Source organism: Pseudomonas granadensis (assembly GCF_900105485.1).
Lineage (GTDB): Bacteria > Pseudomonadota > Gammaproteobacteria > Pseudomonadales > Pseudomonadaceae > Aquipseudomonas > Aquipseudomonas granadensis.
In genome coordinates, this window is the sequence record NZ_LT629778.1 from 513,630 (window position 1) to 528,918 (window position 15,289).

General features: G+C 54.1%; 10 protein-coding genes, 1 other RNA gene and 1 pseudogene. 4 read left to right on the forward strand and 8 right to left on the reverse strand.

Annotated elements, in window-relative coordinates; translation table 11 throughout:
* Window positions 1-83: 83 nt before the first annotated feature.
* From BLU52_RS02125 to BLU52_RS02140, 4 genes are read left to right on the forward strand one after another with little or no spacing between them, the layout of a single operon-like run.
* Window positions 84-773: an ABC transporter permease gene (locus tag BLU52_RS02125; RefSeq protein ID WP_090281322.1), complete on the forward strand. Its 690-nt coding sequence runs from the start codon at window positions 84-86 to the stop codon at window positions 771-773.
* Window positions 770-1,768 carry an ABC transporter ATP-binding protein gene (locus BLU52_RS02130; RefSeq protein WP_090281325.1) on the forward strand — a complete coding sequence of 333 codons (999 nt, stop codon included), beginning with the start codon at window positions 770-772 and terminating at the stop codon, window positions 1,766-1,768. The genes BLU52_RS02125 and BLU52_RS02130 overlap by 4 nt, the downstream gene beginning before the upstream one ends.
* A gap of 2 nt (window positions 1,769-1,770) precedes the next feature.
* Window positions 1,771-2,439, forward strand: coding sequence for an ABC transporter permease (locus BLU52_RS02135; RefSeq protein WP_090281328.1), 669 nt, complete (start codon window positions 1,771-1,773; stop codon window positions 2,437-2,439).
* Window positions 2,440-2,492: 53 nt separating this feature from the next.
* On the forward strand, window positions 2,493-3,374 hold the full coding sequence (locus BLU52_RS02140) for a glycine betaine ABC transporter substrate-binding protein (RefSeq protein ID WP_231988002.1): 882 nt from the start codon (window positions 2,493-2,495) through the stop codon (window positions 3,372-3,374).
* 1,379 nt (window positions 3,375-4,753) lie between these two features.
* Here the strand turns inward: BLU52_RS02140 and BLU52_RS02155 are convergent.
* The 8 genes and pseudogenes from BLU52_RS02155 to BLU52_RS02195 form a co-directional block, all read right to left on the reverse strand.
* Window positions 4,754-6,622: a DUF2075 domain-containing protein gene (locus BLU52_RS02155; protein ID WP_090281337.1), complete on the reverse strand. Its 1,869-nt coding sequence runs from the start codon at window positions 6,620-6,622 to the stop codon at window positions 4,754-4,756.
* Window positions 6,623-6,646: 24 nt separating this feature from the next.
* Window positions 6,647-7,030, reverse strand: a complete 384-nt coding sequence (locus tag BLU52_RS02160) for a nucleotide pyrophosphohydrolase (protein ID WP_090281339.1) — start codon at window positions 7,028-7,030, stop codon at window positions 6,647-6,649.
* Window positions 7,031-7,445: 415 nt separating this feature from the next.
* A complete protein-coding gene (locus BLU52_RS02165; protein WP_090281341.1) occupies window positions 7,446-10,457 on the reverse strand; it encodes a DEAD/DEAH box helicase in 3,012 nt (1,003 codons plus the stop codon).
* A gap of 387 nt (window positions 10,458-10,844) precedes the next feature.
* The gene (locus BLU52_RS02170; protein WP_090281343.1) at window positions 10,845-11,126 is read right to left on the reverse strand and encodes a hypothetical protein; all 282 of its coding nucleotides are present in this window, start codon (window positions 11,124-11,126) and stop codon (window positions 10,845-10,847) included.
* A pseudogene (locus BLU52_RS02175) lies at window positions 11,123-12,103 on the reverse strand (integrase domain-containing protein). The gene BLU52_RS02170 and the pseudogene BLU52_RS02175 overlap by 4 nt, the downstream one beginning before the upstream one ends.
* Before the next feature lie 953 nt (window positions 12,104-13,056).
* Window positions 13,057-14,313: an integrase domain-containing protein gene (locus BLU52_RS02185; RefSeq protein ID WP_090281345.1), complete on the reverse strand. Its 1,257-nt coding sequence runs from the start codon at window positions 14,311-14,313 to the stop codon at window positions 13,057-13,059.
* Between the two features lie 186 nt (window positions 14,314-14,499).
* Window positions 14,500-14,888, reverse strand: a transfer-messenger RNA (tmRNA) gene (gene ssrA, locus BLU52_RS02190).
* Between the two features lie 95 nt (window positions 14,889-14,983).
* A complete protein-coding gene (locus BLU52_RS02195; protein ID WP_090281347.1) occupies window positions 14,984-15,262 on the reverse strand; it encodes a hypothetical protein in 279 nt (92 codons plus the stop codon).
* Between the last annotated feature and the right edge of the window lie 27 nt (window positions 15,263-15,289).

The following is a 15,289-nucleotide window of genomic DNA, read 5'->3' on the forward strand; positions in this document are numbered from 1 at the left end:
GGTAAGGTCTTTTCCAGACACGGCGTTCAATCCAGAGGCGCGCCGGATAAAAACAACAATGACGTACAGAAGGCACACCCCTCATGGAAACCTTGCGTTTCATTCTGGAAAACGGCGGGCTGATCAGTCTGCTGCTCGGCCAGCACCTGCTCATTGTGGCGATAGCGGTGGGGCTGGCGATTCTGACCGGCGTGCCTGTCGGCATCGCCATCTCCCAACACCCGAGGACGCGCCGCTGGGTCCTGGCCTTCGCTGCCGTGCTGATGACCATTCCTTCTGCGGCGCTGTTCGGGTTGATGATTCCGGCGCTGTCGCAAATCGGCTACGGAATCGGCGTGGTGCCGGCGGTCATTGCGCTGTTTCTCTACGCCCAATTGCCGATCATTCGTAACACCACCACGGCGATCGCCAACATCGATCCGGCGCTGCGCGAAGCCGCGATCGGCATGGGCATGTCGACCGGGCAGCGATTGCGCAAGGTGGAGCTGCCGCTTGCGGTGCCGCTGATCATGGCGGGCGTGCGGATGGCGACCGTGATCAACATCGGCATCGCCGCCATTGCCGCCTACATCGGTGCCGGCGGCCTGGGCAGCCTGATCATTCGTGGCATCGCCCAATCGGATACCCGCCAGTTGCTGGCCGGCGCCATTGTCATCAGCGTCATCGCCATTGCCGCCGACTATGCGTTGTACGGCTTGCAGCGCCTGCTGACGCCGAACGGCTTGAACAAGAACAAACTGGCCACCGGCCGAATGAAGGAAGCGACGACGTGATCCAGATCGAAAACCTGAACAAGCAATTCGGCGCTATCACGGCGGTGGAAGACGTCTCCTTCAACGTTGAAGAGGGACAGATCTGCGTACTGCTCGGGCCGTCGGGCTGTGGCAAAACCACCACGCTGAAAATGATCAACCGACTGATCACACCGACTTCCGGCACGATCAGAATCAACGGGCGCGACACCTCCGAACTGGACAGCGTCACCCTCAAACGCTCGATCGGCTACGTAATCCAGCAAGTCGGCCTGTTCCCGAACATGACCGTTGAGGAAAACATCTGCGTCGTTCCGAACCTGCTGGGCTGGGACAAGAGCAAAAGCCGCAAGCGCGCGGCAGAGCTGCTGGAAGTGGTCGCGCTGGACCCGGCGAAATTCCTCAAGCGCTACCCGTGCGAGCTGTCCGGTGGCCAACAGCAGCGCATAGGAGTGGCGCGGGCCCTGGCGACGGACCCGCCAGTGATGCTGATGGACGAGCCCTTCGGCGCCATCGACCCGATCAACCGCGAAGTGATCCAGGACGAATTCATGCGCATCCAGCGCCTCGTCAACAAGACCGTATTGTTCGTCAGCCACGACATCGACGAAGCGGTGAAGATGGCCGACTGCGTCGCCCTGTTCCACAACGGCAAAATCCAGCAATTCGGCAGCTCGGATGATTTGCTGGCCCGGCCCAACAGCGACTTCGTGGCGAACTTCATGGGCGGCGACCGAATCATGAAACGCCTGCGCCTGCTGCGCGCGGCGGACGTCGTCAGCAAGATCGCGCCGCGCGAACACATGCAGATCGTCGGCAGCACCAGCGGCATCGCTGCGCACTCGCACCTCATCGTTCGGCCTGCAGATGACCTGCGCCAGGTGCTCTCGCAACTGCTGGGCCGCGGCCAGGACTGGGCATCGTGCAACGACAGCGACGGCCGCTTTGTCGGCTATGTCCACCAGGCTGACATCCTGGCGCGACTGGTTGAAAACATTAACCCGGCGGTGAACTGATCATGCCTGACTTGCTCATCGGATTCTGGCAGGGGCTGCAGTTTTACTGGGGCGACATCAGCTACCTGACGCTGCAGCACTTGCAGATCGTCGCCATCAGCGGAGTGTTGGCCATCGCCATTGCGCTCCCATTGGGCGTGTGGATGAGCCGACCGGCGAACCAGCGCTACGCCATGGTCAGCATGCAAGTGCTCAACGTCGGGCAGGCAATCCCCAAACTCGCACTGCTGGCCCTGGCCATGAGCTTCATTGGCGTCGGCAGCGGAGCAGCGATTATCGGCCTGTTCGTCGCGACCTTGCTGCCCGTCGCAGTCAACACCTACGAAGGCTTGCGCGCGGTGCCCCAGCATCTGGTCGAAGCAGCCGAGGCCATGGGCATGACGCCGCGGGAGACGCTGTGGAAAGTCGAAATTCCAAATGCGCTGAACGTGATCTTCGCCGGCATCCGTACCGCATTGGCCATCAACGTCGGCACCGCACCGCTGGCCTTCCTGGTCGGCGGCGGCGGACTGGGCGAGTTGATCTTCACCGGCATCGACCTCAACGACTTCAGCATGATGCTCGCCGGCGCCGTATCGACCGCGCTCCTGGCCATCGCCGTCGACCTCGGCTGCGGCGTGATTCAACACGTTGCAGTCTCCCGAGGCTTGCGAATGGCCGGACGCCAATGAATCTGAACACCCTTCACTAAACCAATAACATGAGGTGCACGATGATTTATCGAATGCTCGCCAGTCTGGTCATAAGCCTTAGTCTCATTTGCGGGGTAATCGGCAGCGCTTCAGCCAACAGCACAATCGTAGTCGGCGGCAAGAAATTTACCGAACAGCAACTGGTCGCCGAAATGACCGCACAACTGCTACGCGCCAATGGCTACAAGGTCGATAAACGCGCGGACCTGGGTTCGTCGGTATTACGCGCCGCGCAGGAAAACGGACAGGTCGATGTGTATTGGGAATACACCGGCACGTCCCTGATTACCTACAACAAAATCACCGACAAACTCAGCGCCGAGGAAACCTACAAAAAGATCAGCGAACTCGATGCGCAAAAAGGCATCACTTGGCTGAACCCGTCCAAGGCCAACAACACCTATGCACTCGCCATGCGCAAAGTGGACGCGGAAAAGGACGGCGTCGTCTCGATCAGCGATCTCGCGAAGAACATCGAAGCGGGTAAAGCCTACAAGTTTGCGTCGAATGCTGAATTCTTCTCACGGCCGGATGGGCTGCGTCCGCTTCAGGAGGAGTACGGGTTTGAATTCGAGCGCAAGAACATTGTGCGGATGGATGGTGGGCTGACTTATCAGGCGCTTAGGGATGGTCAGGTGGATTTGGCGTTGGTGCTATCGACGGATGGACGGATCCCGGCATTTGGGTTTTTGGTGTTGAAGGATGACAAGGGGTTCTTTCCTGGTTATGCGTTGACGCCGGTTATTCGTACTGAGGTTTTGGAGGGGAATCCGAAGGTTGGGGAGTTGTTGAATGCGCTTTCTTCCAAGCTGGATGATGAGGTGATTGCGGGGCTTAATTCGCGGGTTGATGTGGGGCGGGAGGCTATTGAGGGGGTTTCTAAAGCGTTTCTGCAACAGAGCGGTTTGCTTTAGTTGGGAGGCGGTGTCGATCGGCCTGACTGCTCGGGTCGGATGAAAATTGGTGGTCTGTTTTTTTTCGCTTGTTTGGCGTTCAGCGGGGACTCGCCGGACGGTTTAATTTTCGTTCAGGGCAGAAAATCGTTTTGGGCGGACGGGGCCAGAGTTTCCGCGGAGAATGGCTTTCGCCCTGTCAGCAGCTACATCGAGCTCTTGTGGGGTAGCCGAGTAGACAGCATCGATCTGCCGGTTTCGTGAGAGGCGCTTAATTCTCATCATTTCTGAGAAGCTGAGGTCTTTTGCATGCAAGTGTTCGTTAATCATGACCCAAGTACCCATCAGTGCGTTGGGGCGAGCTTGTGTTAGACGTTAGCACGTTCACACTAGGGATAAGCCGAATGATTGCGGTAGCTGAAACTCGATTCAATCAAGTCACTTTCCTAGGCTCAGGAACCTGTGCGGTTGTCAGCGTGAATACGCGTTCCTTCTCTTTTGCTTTAGCCGTCCTGCGCTGACGGTTACCGGCTGAAGCAAAGCGGGCTTTCAGCTTTCTAGGTTTGCGCTGAAGTTATGATCTCGCTACAGGTTATCCGGGACGGATATAGCCAAACCGTGAAGTGGATTCCGCCCGGCCAGTGATACCAGCTAGACGAGCTCATGTGCCCACTTATAGCTGCTGTACAAGAATGGCCGACTGTCCTCCTTTTTGGTCTCCACAACCCTTAGGCGCACCTTCGTGCCTACCGGGTAGCCACGGATCTCTCTAGAACACTCGATCTTCATGTTCTGGGCAAAGGACTCTCCGCTTGCTGGTCGAACACCATTCTTGCGGCGGGCGGGATCATAGAAAACTTCCGCGATGATTGAAACGTACTCTTCTGGAGCGTGCCTCAGCTCCCAAGTCATAGCCGGGTCCTTGAACCATCGGTTTGTTGAAGTCTGAGTGAAGATCAGCCAATCCCCGCTGTCAAAACCTCAAATATGATTCGGGTTGGAGCCTGACGTCGTGCGGAGCATGTCCTTGGGCTTGCGGCTTGTGTCAGAATCTTCCCGGTCAGGGGGGGTGTAATGCATTTCAAAACGGATCTGTATGAAGCGCTTTGAAGCTCAATCGCCGTTGGATTACGGGCTCAAAAAATACGTCCATGGACATCTTTAGAGCCGGGGTAATTTGAAACAAGTCGGTATCTATTTGTTTTTTCTGGTTAATAATTTATTGGTCAACTTGCTTGGAATACCAGTTGGCACGCTGCGTGGTCCGGATTCCGATGGACGGTGCTTTATGAGCACCGCCCCCAAAAACGAATCGGGGCCGAATCTGTAAAGCAAATGCTCGCGCTGTTGATTGTTGCCCCTGCGCTCGCAGGTACAGGGGCTCCTAGCAAACGATACCGTCAATGATTGCTGTGTTGGCGAAGTCGACTCTCGAAGTACTGCGCAGTCTCTTGGTCGGTGCAGTACAGATAGCAACCCTTCATCCCGCGTGTCATCAGGGTTCGGTATGTATTTTTGATGATTAGGTCTATTTCATTTTTCGCGAGGGTAGGTTGCTCTTTCATCATTTTTTTCCAGCCGCGAATCGATTTATCGTGCTTGTCGCGCTCATCCGGGGATGTCACTACCTTACCGCCACGTACGACTAGGTCTGCTCCAATGATCACTCCAATGTAGTCGACTTCCAAACCTTGGCAGGTATGAATGCAGCCAACCTGCTCGATGGAGTTCTCAGCGATGATCCATAGGCTGCCATCCTGATCCAGGTTCCATTGGCGTTTGTAGTCACCAATCACGATATCAGCAGCGGTGGGGTCTTTCTTGCTCAACCAAGGCCAGCAATAGCCCGCGACCACACGAGCCTTGTTTCCGTGGTTTTTCTCGTTGATTGCTTCATGCATCGCCTGAGGTGAGTCAAACACCTTAAACTCGTACTCTTGAGTCTCAAGCGTCGGATTTGCTGTCGAACGAATGCCTAGCGTGTCATCCAGCCATGCCAGGTAACCGTCAGACCCACTGCAGCGAAACTGCGAAGACAGCACGTGTTCTTCAACCACAGCACCCTTGGCTTTTGCAAAGGCGCGTATCGCCTGCTTGCTGCCGATATCGCTCAAGGTTACACGCTGGTCTTCATCAATGAAGAAAATCGAGCATTTCGCTGAATCAATCAGCTCCTTGATCTGGTTTTCCCCAAGGTTTCCATAAAGCCCGCTTTTCTCATTCAGCCGATGAGCTTCGTCCACGATAAGCGCATCGAACGTGTTGGGCTCAGTGTCGATGAATGCCCCAGAGCCTGAAAAGAAATTCGAGAAATGGCTGCGCTTGATGGTGCCAACCAGTTTGCTTTCGTAGACCTTGCGTGGGGCTGCATTCTTAGAGACGTACTTGCACATCAGCTTCAATTCGGTGAGCTTCACCAGCAGGTTGATAGCCAGAACAGTTTTCCCGGTTCCCGGTCCACCTTCGATGATCATCACCTTGGGTGCTTGTTCAGAGGCCTCGCTTGCCGCAGCCATCGCCGACTCAAAAATTGCTTTCTGATCGTCAATCAATACGAACTCGGGTTTGCCTTTCATCAACCCCCCAAGGGCTTCAGCTAGCGCCTTGGACGGGCGAATTTTTCCTTCGGACAGTTCGTAAAGAATTTCTTTGTTGTCGCCATGACTTATATGCTTTTTCAGAAAACTCCTGAGTTTACTGAGCTCTTCCGGGCCTTTAAGAAACAGCGGAGCCTTGCTGATGTGAGGCTCGTAGTGAGCCGAATCTATGATGCCGTCGCTGACGTAGTTGTGGAGGTAGGCACACGGACGGATTTCGATGCTTTTGTCATACACCGCCTCGTTGAAGCCTTCCAACAGCGCTGCATATGACCACACCTGATAGGACGGGTGAATGGTCTCAATGAGGCCGCCACCCAATGCCGTTTTGACGATGGCATCCTTGGTTGTGGCGTTGGCCTTACTCCATTGCTTCAGCTCGATCAGTACGGCCTTTTTTGCCTGGTGCTCGTCGCGACCAGTGAGTAGAAAGTCGATTCGCTTCGACGACTGCGGAATGTGCAATTCAATGGCCAGGCCTGCGTCGCTCGGCAGGCCTTCATCTCTCAGGACCTTGGCCATATACGTTAGGGATCCTTGCCACGACCTGATTTCCGAGGTGCCAACGTTCCTGCCGGTAGCTTCCTTGTAATGCCTGAGGATCACCTCCTCAATGTCATCGTTATCGTTGTCTTTAAGAAATTGCTGTTTGGTCGCAGCGTAAACGATCACGGGTTTTCCTTAGATACGGGGTGGTCAGAGTCGGTCGTACTTTTTGCTGCTGCTTCTGGCTTTAGCCACGGGGTACTTCTGGCCATTCGAGGCGAGTTTCCGTGTCACCGCCTCGTTGAGGTCAATGCCGAGTACGCTGCTCAGGCGAACCAGGTACATCAGTACGTCCGCCAGTTCGTCCTTGACGGCTTGGCCGATTTCGGGATCTGTTGCGGCAGAGATCGAGTCGGCATCGCTCATCCATTGGAAAATCTCGCACAGCTCGCCGACCTCGCCAGTGAGAGCCAAGATGAGATTTTTGGGAGAGTGGAACTGCTGCCAGTCGCGATCATCTGCGAACCGCTGGAGGGATGCGGCAAGCTTCACTACGTCAACCAGTGGCGCGGATGAGCTGTCTGAGTCACTCACGGGGTTATCTCTTTGGGAAGCGGTGGGGAAAATGTGTAGGAAAACTGGCCTTGGATTGTAAGAGTTTTTGCTGTGTTCGCAGATTTTTTTGTGTTTTTTCTCACCTGTTGGTTGCCGGCCGGATTGCTTGCCAGTGTTCGCCATCGATGAGTGTGAATCCGCAGAGGGTGACTGCGAATTCACAGCTGGGGTCTGTCGCTTTTTAGTGAACTACTTCTTTGATTGCGGGCTGAATGTGAGTTGCCCAAAATTTCACCAGAGGGCTACAAGTGATGTGAAACATTAGCCAGCATGCGTAGATGACGTACCCGCCGATCACAAGCTGCCCCTGTATTGACTCGGTTATCCAAACGTAGGCAATCCCCCCCCCAATACTTTGGGGGGTTAATTACTGTTTAACCTTGAAGGAGTGAACCTATGGAGATGTGAAGATCTTGAGATCTACATCAAGTTCATCCGCAGTACTCAACCAGTCCTCAATCAGTTGATACGCCTGAATACTAGTGGCCGGACAAGCTAGTGGGTTTTCCATGCTTTTGATGAAATGTTTAGTGGAGAAGGAGTTGCCAGCGACAATCCAAATCTCCTTCTTACATTTCATCGATACTCTTCGCTTGGAGATAACATCCCAGACTTTGTCAGAAAGTGAATCGTCATCCGGGGCAGGATGATTAATCACTCCGTCCACTAACCGATAACGGGTGTCTAGCGGAAACTCTGCATCATCAGAGGGCCAAGATTGCTTCCATGTAAAATAGTTCCCAGGCTTTACGCTCTTACGGCCCGAAACCAACATGTGAATATTTTTTATTGCCTGACTACCCACCTCTGCAATAGCACCAGCTGAAGAGCCTGGATTTAGGGCGTCACCGCACTTGACATGAACGAAGCATAACTTATCTGGCGAAGACAAAATAAAATCAGCGGGCTCAACTCCCATGTCGCAGCACAGAACGATATCGCAGCCAGGGATATATGTCGTGAAGGGGCCGAGCGATCCAAGTGGAGTTGCTGGGTCTCCGTAACCCTTCAGCAGGTCGATCAGGTGAAAAATCGAATCCGTATCAAAAAAATCTCGGGTAGTGCGATGATACTTATGATCACGGGTGTGCCCCTTCTCTCTGAGATCGGGAGCTTTCAGTGCATCTAGTGGAAAGAGGGCATTGCCTGCGAAGCTGTCCTCGGCAGAAATTCCACGCTCATAGGGCAAGGCTAATCTGTAAAAAGCCCCTGCCAAATAAGTTACGCCGTCTTCATACAAGACTTTCAACCTGTGTCCTGTATTCAGATGCTCGACGACCCACTCGATATCAGCTCTGTCTTCGGAAGCCCCAGATAGAGAGACCTCAAAATAACCGTCATTATCCAAATACTCCAGCGCAAGTTCTATCAGATCACCCTGCGCGTCGATAGTTATCCCTTGTTGATAGTCAGCATAAATGAAATCAGGATAGATTACCCCGTTAGCAGTTTCTACCGGGCCCTCAAGACCCGTAAAGTCCAGTAGCACGGACAGGATTTCTGAGGTCGGCTTTTCGGTGATCGGTTGTGCGTAGGACTTTATCAGACGCCCAGCATTACCTCCGGCATTGATACATTCGCCGATCGCGTCGACCCATTGAGAAACATCTTGAAGGGTAAAATTAGATTCTTTTTGATCTACCACCCTTCCTGACCTTGCGCCAATGTAAAAGCTGCTGTCTCTTTTGCCATCCACACCAATGTTATCGACCTTTACCATAGTTAATGCATAACGAGAATTGCTCTGACTGCCGCGTCCGCCATCGAGGTTCTGCCCCTTCAGCGCCACGGACTCCGGGCGGCGTACCGCCTGGCCGATTGCACGCGCGTGGGTTTCTTTGATTTGGTGAATTGCTGTTTTTGCAGCCAATGCGGTCAATTTGTCAATATGAATGGCATCACCGAGCCGATATTGTTCCTGATTGTAATAGCGTCCACCGCCGCTATCGAAGATAGCTACGCCTGAGTCAATTTCCTTTACAACAATGACGTGCAGCTTCGGCTCGAAGAAAAGCTTGCCTGTAAAGAATTTTGAGCTATTGAACTCAACATAGATTATGACCCGTAAATCAAGAACCTCGTCATAGGCCTTGACTAGTGAGCCAGAACCATGCAACTCCCAATACAGGCGATCCATTAGTAAAGGCAGAGAAAAATCATTTTCTTTCTGAACAAAGCACACCGACACATAAGGAATTTTGAGATCATCTTCCGGGTCTATGGTGTTGAGATTTACCCTCTCTTTGAACTTTCCGTCAAAATAGCTGTACCTCGGGAAACTTTCGAGAAAAGATTCAATCAGATAACTTGTGCTCAGGGAGCTAACAAATTCTGATGCGCCGCCATTGGCAAGGTAGTCATCGAATTGTTTGTATCCTTCCCACATGCCCTCATTCGCGCCCCGGCTTAAGTCGACCACTAGTGGTTGAACATCCCCATAGCGGCGTACGATCCGACCTACGGCCTGGACCAGTTCGCGCCCACTCCCCAACTCATAGGTAAGGATCAGCAGCTTAGCTTCAGGAATATCAACTCCTTCATCAAGCTTGTGCTGGTGAATGATCACCCGCAGCCCTTCGACTTTAAGCGCTCGGCCAACTCGCTTGAACTTATTTTGCGCCTCGTCGATTTCCAATCGCTCATGCACGCTTGCCGTGGTGAATGATTGAGAAAGGAGGTCATGATATTTTTGTATCTCCTCAAGGCTCTTGCACTTCACGATACACTTCACGTTCTTGTTCGTATCGAGATAGTCTATGATACCTGCAAGTAACTCCGCTTCCCCTTCGATCTGCTTGTACAGGGGCTCCATAATGACCCCATCCTCGATGGCCTCTTTAAACGTAAAAACATAAAAATGATCGGTGCTTACATTTAGCTCAAATAAGTCATTGCGATAAGGTGTTGCAGTGACCACCACTTTCATTGCTGAGGACTGACGTATTATTTCACGCCAAACTGGAGATGGCTCAGAGTGTCCTTCGTCTACAATGATCAGATCAAAGTCGTCTTGGACGTTTTTTAGTTCATCCTCACCCAACCTCGTCAGTTTCTGGAAGCTGGTGATGTAGACTCCATCACCCTGATCAAAATCAGAGTCACGAAAGGTTTTTTTAAGCTCAAGCTCTTGGTCGCCAATCGTACTCCGGAAAAACTTTCTTGAGATCTCTCGGAAAAGCTGATCTTTCACAGCTTTTCGATGGCATATCACAAGAACTTTCAGCGCATCTGATAGATGCGATATGAGAGAGATAACACCTGTTTTCCCGGCGCCCGTGGGTAAGTTGATCAGGAAGCCCCTCTCAGTGTCGTTTTCTTCGGCATATCTGACAAAGCTGCGAACAGCTTCCAGCTGACATTTTCTTAACTTTTCTTCAGCAGAATCCAAGTATTCCAGGATAGTCACAGCAGTCTTCCATGCAATTGAAAGTGGCCGTCTCGGCTGTTAACGCCGCGATGCCAGTAGAGAGTGTCAAAAGGCCACAATGCCACATCCCTCCGGGCCGGTGGCAGTTTTTTTGATACCCTTCATGCAGCAGAGTAGAGTCCCCTCCGTGCTATGCCGCAGGCCCGTGATCGACCATCGCTTCTGTTTTCGGCTAAAAACATTATTTGACGCCTCTACGGCCAGCTTTCTTTCAGCGCCGCAGCCAGAGGTGGCGCCAATGTCCACAGAATCGGTATTCGCACTGGCCAGGTAACGTATGCTATTGCGTACGTTAGGTGCGTAAACGGCCACCTAGGTATATGAAAATAGACGTTATGCTTATCCGAAGCATGTCCGACTCGGCGATCAGCGAGACCATTGGCCAACCCACGGTTTTTCTAATCGACGAGAAAGCAGTCGTATGGTCAGCAGGTAGTAGTACCGCGTCGCCTCGCTGTGTCGATCTAGGCGATGTTCAAGAAACCAAACCACATGCTTTCTCTGCCAAGCCCAAGGTGTTTCTCGCTGCCAGCGATCTGCAATTTCAGCTTGGATAAGCGTTGCTTGCCGTAAATGGCGCTGCTGCGTCGCGTGCGATCCGGTCAGCACTCCAGCCAAGAACAACTTCATATCGAATGGCTTGCTCATGTCCGTCCTCCAATGTAGGTAGCGACCACATTGATCCGACCGTGCCCCAGCTCATAGCTGATTTGACTCCGGGCCACACGATCAAGGTGCCTATTTACCTGGCAGCATCGGCCGCCGTTGATAGGCGCGAAGTGTTGGGTGATTTGCTCGTAGCGCTCACATGCGTACGCCGCCCGCAGCTCATGAAAGCCTTTGAGATTACCTGCATGTAGGATGTCCCGCGCTGGGCGGACGATTTCCTGCAGAACGTTCAGGTAGCTTTCGTTTGGCGCAATCAGGTTGCGGCTACCTGCAGGCAATACCTGCCGTGCAAAACCAAGTGCATCTCGAACATCGTCATCCACCGCAATCCAACGTGGCGCCGAGGCGCCGGCGCGGCCTCCTTTGGTGCCATCCTGAATGTTTATCCTTCCTAGGTCAGTAGCCTCACGGCTTAGCCGTGGCAGGTCACCCAGGATGGCTTCACGCAAGCGCATTCCGGTGGCTCGCGCCAATAGAACGATCGCAGCGGCCCGCAGTTGATGTTGGCTGCAAAGCGCATCGACGATCTGTTTCACCTATTCGCGATTCTGGCCTTGCGGCACTGATTGTCGAACCCCGTTGCGCTGCATACCTAACGCCTTGCTCGGACTTGGCAGCTTCACGTACTGATCACCGCGAAGCGCGGCCATGGTCCTGTTAACGCTGGATAGCCGGGTTTGTACAGTGCTGATGGCGAGCTCACCGCGCGCTACAACGTCGCGCAGATACGCCGCATAGTCGGCCAACACCTTCCGATCAATCTGCCGCGCATCATTGATGCCGGGCCCCTGTTCGGAGCGGCACCACTTCACGAATGCCAACCATCGATCACTGTGCGCTTTGACCGTGCCGTAGTGGCCGCCGCCGAACATGTCTTTAAGCGCCTGCGGTCCTGCGTAGCTCAACTGCCTGCCGTAGCCGAAATTGCGGCCATCCCGCCTACTTATCAATGCCATGTCGATCACCTCATCACCTGATCTCCGACCCTCGCCCCACGTCATCCCGCCAAGAATGTTGAGTGTTATCAGGGATCAAGGCCCCTGCGACCTGTGGGAGTGTCCACTACGCGGGACTGGCGGCTCCTTACGACCGGGAGCAAGGGCATCTCATGATCTGGCCTCCTAAGCACCGTTACCGGTGGGCGGGTGGAGGCAGCGCTGGCTGACGAAACCAGCACCTGAAGATCCTGAGCCGGGTGAACGCAGCAATGCGATGTGCGGGGCATGCCTGACTGTCAGTCAGGAGCAGTCCATTCCATGGTCTGCGGCACCATCATCAGCATCGCTGTTGCTGGTGACATAGGCGCTTGTCACGCCGATTGTCACGAGGGGGATTGCCGCAAAGCCATGTGCGATCAGGGCTGCAGCAGTGTTAGAAGCGCCCGTCTCTTTCCAGGAGAAAGAGACGGGCGCAGGTTGGCGCAAGATTCGGCCAAGCGAATAGGTTGCTGCAGGGCAGCGAAGTAGGAAGTGTCGTCTGGCGCACGAGGGCCATGATCTGAAGTAGGCATCCATCACCGGGGAGGTGACCGGGCGAGCTACCGGATGCGAATCGCCATTTGGGGGGAGAACCACCGCGAGAGCGGCGTGACCTTCAAGGTTCGGGTCACCTGGGTTGCTGTCATCGACAGCGCTTGCACGACCAGTTCTACGCCTGTGGATAAACCCAGTCAACGTTCGACATTCAGCGCCACTTTGGACTTGAAGAGCGGTTATCCACCGGTGGAATTCCGTGGTAAATCCTGGGCAACGTGGTCGCTTTTAGCTCTTCAAAGTGAGGTCCATCCAAACAGGGCGGCTTTGCAGCCCTGTTTGGATGGACCCGCGCTGAGAAGCGGATAAACGAGGCTGCTTTCTCTGAATCTTGAACGCTCAATTGCTGCCGCCGCCGTTATTGCGCCTGTACAGCGCTAGCGGATCGGCACCACGTTCTTGTCTCTGACTTGGCCGTATGCAGAGGCGAGTAGGCTGCCGGTGGCGGCCTTCTGGATGTACTCACTCCACCAGGCCATCATCGGGCGCCGGCGTTCGATGTAGTCGGCTCGGTTGTAGGCGCTCCGCACTTCATCCTTGTCGACGTGCGCTAGAGCCACCTCGATGAGCTCCGGGTCCCAGCCATGTTCATTCAAGATGGTGCTCGCCATCGAACGCACGCCGTGGCTGACCAACCGATCCTGAAAACCCATACGTTTTAACGCCATGTTGGCGGTCTGGCTATTGGCGTGGGTGCGTGGATTTCTGTCGGCCAGGAAGACGTACTCGCGATGACCGCTGTGACTCTTCAGTGACTCCAGCAGTGCGACAGCGTGATCACTCAACGGGATGCTGTGAGGGCAGCGCTTCTTCATCTGCTCCGCTGGGATAGTCCAGACACGCCTTTCAAAGTCGATGTCTGCCCAGCGAGTAGTCGCCGCCTCTGCAGGACGAGTCATGGTGTGCAACTGCCATTCGATCAGGCAACGGGTCGTGCGTTTGATACTGGCGTTCGCGATCTCCAGCATGAGCTCGGGGAGTTCTTCGGGCGGAAGCGCAGCCATGTTCTCTTTCTTGGGCTTCTTGAATACTGCCCGAATGCCGGTGAGCGGGTTGGCGAAGATCAGGCCGGAATTTAGGCCGTAGGTCATGATCTCGTTTAGTCGCTGGCTAAGACGTTTGACCGTTTCCAAGCTGCCTTTCGCTTCGATTGGACGAAGCAATCCGATCACCATCGGCGCGGTGATGTTCGCGAGTGGTGTCGTCCTCAAGTCGGGGAGCACGTGCAACGTGAGTGACCGCCAAATGTCCTCGGCGTAGGCCGGGGTGACCGAGTCTTTTTTGATCTCGAACCAGGCGGTGGCCACGTTCTCGAAGGTGTGTTCCGTTTCTGCGCGCTTGGCTTCATTCAGCGTATTGCGCTGCACCTTCGGATCGATGCCCTGGGCGAGCAGCTCCCGCGCATCGACTGCCATCTTTCGTGCGTTCGCCAACGACAGTTCGGGGTAGGTCCCGAAGCCGATGTTGATGCGCTTTTTGGTCACCGGTTCGCGGTAGTTGAAATTCCACAGCAACGAGCCGTTGCTGCGTACGCGGAGCTGCAAACCGTCACCGTCAGTGAGGACATAATCCTTGGACGCGGGTTTGACTCCCTTGAGTTGTCGATCGGAGAGGCGGAGATTTTGAGCCGGCATGAGATTGTCCTCAGGCACTGATTCGGTATTCCAAAGATTAGCACCGGATGGGCTGGAATACTGTCTGGAATACCCGATTGGCTGGAACTCAAAAACTCTCAAAAGACCGAAAAAGCGCTGGAGTCCGCGTATTTACTGGATCTCAGCCACAAAAAAAGACGCCCTAAGGCGTCTTCTTCGTCGAGTTGGTGGAGCCGGGGGGATTTGAACCCCCGTCCGCCAGTACTCCGCTGTCGGTACTACATGCGTAGCCGTGTCTATTAAGTTAACCCTCAGCGACCCGACGGGCAGGGTGCTTTGGGCGAGTTGTGTAAGTTTTAGCCGCTTCGTCCACAACGTACTGCACGGCGATTCTGTTCTATATGACAATCATTTCGGGTTTACAGACATCCCCTGATGATTGCTGGACCCGAAGGTACCAGGAGCATTGTCAGCTGCAATTAAGCAGCGAGAGCAACACCGTATTGGTCGTCATTGGCAACTATAAGTAGTTGCAACAGTGGATTTACGACTTCTGTTACCAAGTCGGCATGCACCTAGAGTTTCGCAACCGGCGTCGAATCCTAAACGGCCCCGAACTCATTGCTCAGTGAATCTGTTTGAGCAACAAGCCTGCACAGTGTACGTCAATCAGCCCGCGAGGCCAACCCGCAGGTTGGCCCGGCGTTGATCAATTGTTGGTACCGGTGGCTTTGCGTAGCTCTACGATGAGTTGCGAGGTTTCCGCGACGCAATCGTCGATTTTGCCTTCGGCTTTCAACGACTGGGCTCTTGTCACGCTGGTTTCAGCGCGCTGCACCAGCTCTGGTTTAGTCGCCAGCTGCGCCTTGGAGTTGTTGATCGTCTGAATATTGGCATCACACAGATCGGCTGGCTTGTCAGCGGCGAACGAAGTGGAGGCCATCATCGAGGCAGTAACGAACAGACCTAACAGTACAGAACGCTTCATGTGTATCTCCTTGAACTGAGGGATCCA

Coding starts and splice junctions, on each gene's coding strand:
- BLU52_RS02125 (WP_090281322.1), top strand. CDS start 84: ATGGAAACCTTGCGTTTCATTCTGGAAAACGGCGGGCTGATCAGTCTG.
- BLU52_RS02135 (WP_090281328.1), top strand. CDS start 1,771: ATGCCTGACTTGCTCATCGGATTCTGGCAGGGGCTGCAGTTTTACTGG.
- BLU52_RS02140 (WP_231988002.1), top strand. CDS start 2,493: ATGCTCGCCAGTCTGGTCATAAGCCTTAGTCTCATTTGCGGGGTAATC.
- BLU52_RS02170 (WP_090281343.1), bottom strand. CDS start 11,126: ATGAGCAAGCCATTCGATATGAAGTTGTTCTTGGCTGGAGTGCTGACC.
- BLU52_RS02185 (WP_090281345.1), bottom strand. CDS start 14,313: ATGCCGGCTCAAAATCTCCGCCTCTCCGATCGACAACTCAAGGGAGTC.
- BLU52_RS02195 (WP_090281347.1), bottom strand. CDS start 15,262: ATGAAGCGTTCTGTACTGTTAGGTCTGTTCGTTACTGCCTCGATGATG.